8 protein-coding genes and 1 tRNA gene are annotated in these 6775 nt (G+C 61.2%); 4 read left to right on the top strand and 5 right to left on the bottom strand.

The window, feature by feature from the left end; translation table 11 throughout:
* The first annotated feature begins 80 nt into the window (after positions 1–80).
* Positions 81–157: transfer RNA gene (locus EYB42_RS16970), tRNA-Met, on the top strand.
* 137 nt (positions 158–294) lie between these two features.
* Here EYB42_RS16970 and EYB42_RS16965 read toward each other — a convergent pair.
* The 4 genes from EYB42_RS16965 to EYB42_RS16950 all read right to left on the bottom strand — a co-directional run bounded on the left by EYB42_RS16965 (position 295) and on the right by EYB42_RS16950 (position 2550).
* Entirely contained in the window at positions 295–606 is a 312-nt protein-coding gene (locus EYB42_RS16965; RefSeq protein ID WP_205910010.1) for a type II toxin-antitoxin system RelE/ParE family toxin, read from the bottom strand.
* Positions 607–610: 4 nt separating this feature from the next.
* Positions 611–865, bottom strand: coding sequence for a ribbon-helix-helix domain-containing protein (locus EYB42_RS16960; RefSeq protein ID WP_135451259.1), 255 nt, complete (start codon positions 863–865; stop codon positions 611–613).
* A gap of 68 nt (positions 866–933) precedes the next feature.
* The gene (locus tag EYB42_RS16955) at positions 934–2070 is read right to left on the bottom strand and encodes a Fic family protein (protein WP_205910009.1); all 1137 of its coding nucleotides are present in this window, start codon (positions 2068–2070) and stop codon (positions 934–936) included.
* Positions 2071–2163: 93 nt separating this feature from the next.
* On the bottom strand, positions 2164–2550 hold the full coding sequence (locus tag EYB42_RS16950) for an XRE family transcriptional regulator (protein WP_135451258.1): 387 nt from the start codon (positions 2548–2550) through the stop codon (positions 2164–2166).
* Positions 2551–2676: 126 nt separating this feature from the next.
* Between EYB42_RS16950 and EYB42_RS16945 the strand changes: the two genes are divergently transcribed.
* From EYB42_RS16945 to EYB42_RS16935, 3 genes are read left to right on the top strand one after another with little or no spacing between them, the layout of a single operon-like run.
* Positions 2677–4254: a recombinase family protein gene (locus EYB42_RS16945; RefSeq protein WP_276605863.1), complete on the top strand. Its 1578-nt coding sequence runs from the start codon at positions 2677–2679 to the stop codon at positions 4252–4254.
* 23 nt (positions 4255–4277) lie between these two features.
* A complete protein-coding gene (locus tag EYB42_RS16940; protein ID WP_205910008.1) occupies positions 4278–5141 on the top strand; it encodes a ParB/RepB/Spo0J family partition protein in 864 nt (287 codons plus the stop codon).
* The gene (locus EYB42_RS16935) at positions 5138–6073 is read left to right on the top strand and encodes a plasmid partitioning protein RepB C-terminal domain-containing protein (protein ID WP_135451257.1); all 936 of its coding nucleotides are present in this window, start codon (positions 5138–5140) and stop codon (positions 6071–6073) included. Before EYB42_RS16940 ends, EYB42_RS16935 begins: the two co-directional genes overlap by 4 nt.
* Before the next feature lie 314 nt (positions 6074–6387).
* On the opposite strand, the gene EYB42_RS17520 is transcribed toward EYB42_RS16935, so the two are convergent.
* The gene (locus tag EYB42_RS17520; RefSeq protein WP_205910011.1) at positions 6388–6711 is read right to left on the bottom strand and encodes a hypothetical protein; all 324 of its coding nucleotides are present in this window, start codon (positions 6709–6711) and stop codon (positions 6388–6390) included.
* Positions 6712–6775 lie beyond the last annotated feature (64 nt).

The raw sequence follows: 6775 nt of genomic DNA, 5'->3' as shown, positions 1-6775 counted from the left end.
GACCAGCTCTCTCAAAACGATCATACCCCGATCGCAGCACTGCCCTCGGGGCCGCAGCAACCACACGCTGCATAAAATGACGCGGGGTGGAGCAGCCCGGTAGCTCGTCAGGCTCATAACCTGAAGGTCACAGGTTCAAATCCTGTCCCCGCAACCAAAAAACCACGTCTTATCAAAGACTTCAAAGCCGAGCAAAACGCTCGGCTTTTGTCATTCCAAATTCTTGTCAACACCTGGTCAACGTTCGACGAGCCCCCCATTGACGGGCAGAATGATCGGGGCCAGTGGCATCCGTCACTTCGGAAGATCCTCTCGGAACCGGTCCATCTGGTGCATCCGCTCGTGCAGGATCGTCACGATGCCGATGTCGCCATTCGACAGCCGCCGCCAATAAACGAAATGATGCTCGTGCCGGAAGTAGAAGCCGTCGATAGCGAATTCTGCCGGGATCGGCCGCGACGCCACTCCGTGCCCTTCGATTTTCTCGAATGCCGCGAACAGTGCTGTGATGTATCGATCAGCCTGTTCAGCGCCCCAACGGTCGCGCGTGTACCGGTAGATCTCGTCAATCCGCAGCGATGCAGCTTCCTGGACGCGGACGGCCATGATGTCAGCCCCGGTTCCGGGCGATCACCTCGGCTGCGGTCAACGGGCGATAGCTTTCCTCCGGTACCGCAAATGCGCGTGTCAGTTCGGCTTTCAACCGGTTGAACGCTTCCGCCTCGGCCCGCTCCTTGTCGCGCCGGATCAGGTCGCGGACGTATTCGCTGATGTTCTCGTACGACCCGTTCTCGCCCACGTTCGACGCCACGAACTCGCTCAGCGCGCCGCTGATCCGGACAGTCATCGTCGTGGTCTGGGACATGGCGGCCTCCATCTGCTGTGTTCAAGATACGCAAGATTGAACACGCAGACAAGATTGGTGCCACAGTTCTACAGCACCAACTCATAGTAGGTGCTGCGACCGCCACCCTCTCCTTTGCGCAGCAGCCCGAGCTCGAGTAACGCCGCGATGTCACGGTTCGCCGTGTCCTGCGAGCACTTGGCGATGATGGCCCACTTCGAAGAGGTCATCTTGCCATCGAAGCCATCGAGCAGGCGGTTCAGCACCTTGATCTGGCGTTCGTTCAGTGCCAGTTTTGCTGTGCGCTCCCAGAACTGCCCCTTGGCGACGACCGCCGCCAAAACGCCATCTGCGCCGTGGATCGCGCGACCGAGGCAGTCAAGGAACCACAGGATCCATGTCGTGATGTCCGTGCCACCCTTCTGGGTGCGCTCCAGCTGGTCGTAGTAGGCGTTCCGCTCGGCCCTGATCTGCGCGGACATGCTGTAGAATCGCTGCGAGCTTCCCTCCGACCGGGCAAGTGCGAGGTCAGCGATGGCGCGGGCGATGCGGCCGTTGCCATCCTCGAAGGGGTGGATCGTCACAAACCACAGATGCGCCAGCGCCGCCCTGATCACCGGATCGGTGGCTAGCGGTGCGTTGAACCATGTGAGGAAGGCTTCCATCTCCGCCGCGACTCGCGGTGCCGGAGGAGCAGCGTAGTGAACCTTCTCCCGGCCATAGGGCCCGGACACCACCTGCATCGGGCCGGTGCTGTCATCGCGCCAGTCTCCGACGATGATCTTCGTCATGCCGCTGCGACCGGTGGGGAACAAAGCCGCATGCCAGCCGAAAAGGCGCTCGGCGGTGAGCGCGGCCTGATAGTTCCGCGTCGCGTCCAGCATCACCTCGACGATGCCTTCCACATTGCGATCAGTCGGGGGCAGGGCGCCAATGTCGATGCCAAGCCGTCGGGCGAGGGATGACCGCACCTGCGTGGCGTCCAGCTGCTCGCCCTCGATCTCGCTGGTCTTGACGACGTCCTGCGTCAGGGTCTGCAGGACCGCCTCCTCGCGCAGCTTGAAGCCCAGCGCTTCCATCCGGCCGATCAGCCGCCCTTGGTCGTGACGGACCGCAGCAAGGGGAGCGGCAATGCTGCCATCCTGCCAGGTCAGCCTTGGCCAGTCTGGTTGTTCCCAGATGTACACTGTATTCTCCGCGCAAGGTGCGGCGATTGTGGGCTGCATTCTCCGCAAGCGCAAGGAAAAACACCGCACGAAATGCGGAGAATGATAGGCCTATTCTCCGCATCTCCGATTTACCCTGACCATAGGGTGCACTTAAGACTGTGATGATCCCTCGGACACTGGGTCATCCTGTCCGAGGTTTTGTAACACAAGAAGCCGTTCCGGACAGCTTGGACATCTGTGCCGCTGCTTCTCCGACAGTCGCCCTGCCATGGTGAGGGTAGTGATCAGCACTGCGTCTGAATGCTGCGCGAGCCGGATCAGATGCTCTCCGCTCGGCCCGCGGTCGCCAGACAGCCAATACTTGGCCGTCCGCTCACTCGCTCCGGTCCAGCGCATCACCGTCTTGATGGCCTGATGCGTCGGTCCCAGTTCGCGGCGCAGGGCATCGGCAATGGCCTTGCGATAGGCGGTCTGATCGGCGTCCAGGTGCACAGTTGTGCCCATTTTCGGCACAGATGTGCCCATCTTGATCCGCATCGCGGCGTCCTCCTCCGGTAAACCTGTGGAGAAGACAACACAGCGGCAGATTCCATTTTGCGCCCCAGCCCATACCCCGGGTCCGACCAGACGGAGACGCTTGCATGAACTGATCGGGAGACGGGAATGGCAGTCAGAGAGCCGCCCTCAAAGAGAGAACCGGCGAACTCCCCGGCGAAGCGCCGTGCGGCTGAATATGTCCGCATGTCAACAGATCATCAGAAATACTCGACCGAAAACCAGTCGGATGCGATCCGCAAATACGCGGAAGAACGTGGCTTTGAACTGGTCCGCTCCTATGCTGATGCTGGAAAGAGTGGTTTGAGGATCGAGGGCCGCGAAGCGCTGCAACAGTTGATCCAGGATGTGCAAGACGGCACCGCGGATTTCGAGGTGATCCTTGTCTATGACGTCAGCCGATGGGGCCGTTTTCAGGATGCAGATGAATCCGCCTATTACGAATACATCTGCCGTCGCGCAAACAAGCAGGTCGAGTATTGCGCCGAGCAATTCGAAAATGATGGCGGGCCGGTTGCCACGATCGTCAAGAGCGTCAAGCGCGCGATGGCCGGGGAATACAGCCGGGAACTTTCCAACAAGGTCTTCATCGGGCAGTGCCGCCTGATCGAACGCGGCTTCCGTCAAGGCGGTGCGGCGGGTTTTGGTCTTCGCCGGGTCCTGCTTGACGAACGGGGTGAAGTGAAGGCCGAGCTGAAGCGCGGTGAGCACAAGAGCTTGCAGACAGACCGGGTGATCCTGGTGCCCGGGCCTGAGACCGAGGTAAGAACCGTCCGCTGGATATACAGCCGGTTCCTCAAGCACGGCCGTTCGGAAATCGAAATCGCCGCAGAACTGAATGAGCGCGGGATACTAACCGATCTCGACCGGACCTGGACCCGCGCCACCGTCCATCAGATCCTGACCAACGAGAAATACATCGGCAACAACGTCTACAACCGGCGCTCCTTCAAACTGAAGCAGAAGCGGGTGGCGAATGGCCCTGAGATGTGGATCCGTTCGGAAGGGGCGTTCGATGCCATCGTCGAGCCGAAACAGTTTCAAAAGGTGCAGGCGATCATAGCCGCCCGCAACCGCCGATTCTCGGACGACGAGATGTTGGAACGGTTGACGCGGCTGTTCCAGCGCCACGGCTACATATCCGGTCTGGTGATCGACGAGGCCGATGGAATGCCGTCCAGCGGCGCCTATGCCCACCGGTTCGGCAGCCTGATCCGGGCCTATTCTCTCGTCGGCTTCACACCGGACCGGGACTACCACTACATCGAAGTGAACCGCTTGCTGCGGCTGTTCCACGGCGACGAGGTGGAGCGTGTGATCCACGAGATCACCCGACCCGGCGGTACCGTGACGCGCAATCCGGCGACCGACCTGCTGACGATCAATGGCGAATTCACCGCCTCCGTCGCCATCGCCCGCTGCCGCGAAACCTCCACCGGCGGCCTGCGCTGGAAAATCCGTTTCGACACCGGCCTCGTGCCCGACATCACAATCGCCATCCGGATGGACCGAACGAACACCGCCGCGCTCGACTATTACCTGCTGCCCCAATTCGAGATGCGAACAAAACCCCTGGGGCTTGCCGAGGAGAATGGCCTGATGCTGGACGCTTTCCGATTTGAAACGCTGGATTTCTTCTTCGACATGGCCCGCCGCGTTCCGGTTGCCGAGGTGACACCATGGTGAGCGAAGTCGAGATGCGGAACGAAGTGCAGATCATCCCGATTTCCGCCATCACGGTGGAGAACCCGCGCGAACGCTCGGAAAAGACCTTCCGCGCGCTTGTCGATAGTATCGCCAGGGTCGGGCTGAAAAAGCCGATCACCGTCGCCCGGGTCGATGAAGAGGCGGGAGTGTCCTATCGCCTGGTCTGCGGTCAGGGTCGGATGGAGGCTTATGTCGCCCTTGGGGAAACCCACATCCCGGCCATCGTTGTAGAGGCAAGTGAGGTCGAACGGCTACTGCGCAGTGTGATCGAGAACATCGCCAGACGTCAGCAACGTCCTCTCGAGCTGTTGCAGGACATCGCCATCTTGCGCGACCGGGGATATTCGGACCATCAGATCGCCGACAAGACGGGACTTTCCATCGCCTATGTCCATGAAATCGGCGAGTTGATCGCCAACGGTGAAGAACGCCTGCTGATCGCGGTCGAGACCGGGCAGATGCCGCTCAGCGTCGCGCTCTACATCACGCGGGCCGAGGAGAAGGACGTGCAGAAGGCGCTCGAGGCTGCTTATGCTTCCGGTGAACTGCGCGGAAAGAAATTGCTGGAGGCGCGGCGGCTGGTTGAGTTGCGCCAGCGCCACGGCAAGCAGCGAGGTGGTGCGCGCAACAAACAGCCACGAGCGCGAATGACATCTGCCGCGCTGGTCAAAGCCTATCGCGCCGAGGCCGAGCGACAGCAGGACATGGTCCGCAGGGCGCAGTCGACGCGAAGCAGCCTTCTGTTTCTCGATGCGGCATTTCAGTCTCTGCTGAAGGACGAGAACTTTCTGACGCTGCTCCGTGCCGAGAGCCTCGACAGCCTGCCGCGCATCATCATCGACGGGTTGCGGGAGCCAAGAGCATGACACAGAAAGGGAAAATGCCTCCGCCGAAGAGCCCGGGATTCGAGGCGAACCTGCGCACCATCCCGATTGATGCGATCCTGCCGGTCAAGCAGTTGCCAGTCACCGTGACCAAGAGTCAGAAATATGGGCAGATCGCCGCGTCGATCCGCGAGGTCGGGCTGGTCGAACCGCCGGTAGTCTCCCGCGCGGCTGGGCAGGACGGATCCTTCATCCTTCTGGATGGCCATGTTCGGCTGCATGTTCTGAAGGAAATGGGCGAGACGACCGTCACCTGCCTGGTGGCGACCGACGACGAATCCTTCACCTACAACAAGCGCATCAGCCGCCTCGCCACGATCCAGGAGCACAAGATGATCCTCCGCGCGGTAGAGCGCGGCGTATCGGAGGCTCGCATCGCGGCAGCCTTGAATGTGAACATCGCGCTGATCCGACAGAAGCGGACCCTGCTGAACGGCATCTGTCCGGAGGCGGCCGAACTGCTGAAGGCCCGGCACTGCCCGATCAACAGCTTCCGGTCCCTGCGGAAGATGAAGCCCCTGCGGCAGATTCAGGCGGCGGAACTGATGATCGCGGCTAACAACTACACGGTGCCCTATGTCGAGGCGATCCTCGCAGCATCTGACGCCACAGACCTGGTTGACCCGGCTGCAAAGAAGCCACCTGCAGGCGTAACACGCGAACAAGCCGAGCGAATGAAGGCCGAGATGGCCAACCTGCAAAAGAACATCAAACTGATCGAAGGCTCCCTTGGGCCAGATCACCTCCGGCTGGTGGTGGCAGGTCGCTATGTAGAGCGCCTCCTGCAGAATGACCGACTCGCCCGCTACCTCGACAAGAACCATGGCGAAATCCTCGGAGAGTTTCGACAGATCGTCGCGGGCCTCGCGCAGCCTGCGTCCACGACGGAAGCGAGGAGGAGCGAGACCGAGTAGTTCAGCAACTGTCCTTCTTTCGACGATGGGGACCCGGACCCGAAAGCGCGGGGACCGCAGGAGACGCCGGACAGAGGGCCGGATCAAGCGCGGCGGCGGGGATGGCGGCGAACCCGCTCGGAGCCCGCCAGGCTGGTTTGAGTTTTCGCCAGCCCAATGGTCGGAGTCCGGCCATTGAAACAAGCGGGCGCATTCGTCGCCGAAGGTGAATGCGCGCGTCTATCATAGCGAAGCCCTTAAATTTCTGGTTCCACCGGAACCCGAATCCTCTGAGGCAGACGGAGTTGCATTCGCTCAGCTGCCTGGAACAGCTTTCACCGGCACGCCCGCGCTTGATCCCGCAGCACGGCGTAATCGCCGAGCATCCGGACGATAACGGTACTCTCCGGCAATGCCTCGACTTCGTTGGCGGCCCGCGCCTGATCGGTAGCCGTGTAGTCGACCACGGGCGGGCAGGGCGTGCGGACCTCAGAACCGCCCATCGCGCAGCCGGTCAGCCAGAGCATCGCGATCAGCGGGACGACGGGCGGCGGCATCGAGCATCTGGCGGTGGATAGCATCGTTTCTTTCTCTGGCTGTTGATTTCCACCCAGAACTGAGCCGGGTAGGCGTATAATTTCCACTGAGAATTGAGCCATGTGAACCTTCCCCCAGAGCGGTGAGCGGCGGGGGCAACGGAGTGATCCACATGGGACTTTTGAA

This window comes from Tabrizicola caldifontis (genome assembly GCF_004762095.1).
GTDB classification, from domain to species: domain Bacteria; phylum Pseudomonadota; class Alphaproteobacteria; order Rhodobacterales; family Rhodobacteraceae; genus Tabrizicola; species Tabrizicola caldifontis.
The sequence above is the reverse complement of the archived record's forward strand: the minus strand, read 5'-3'. Positions and strand labels throughout refer to the sequence as shown.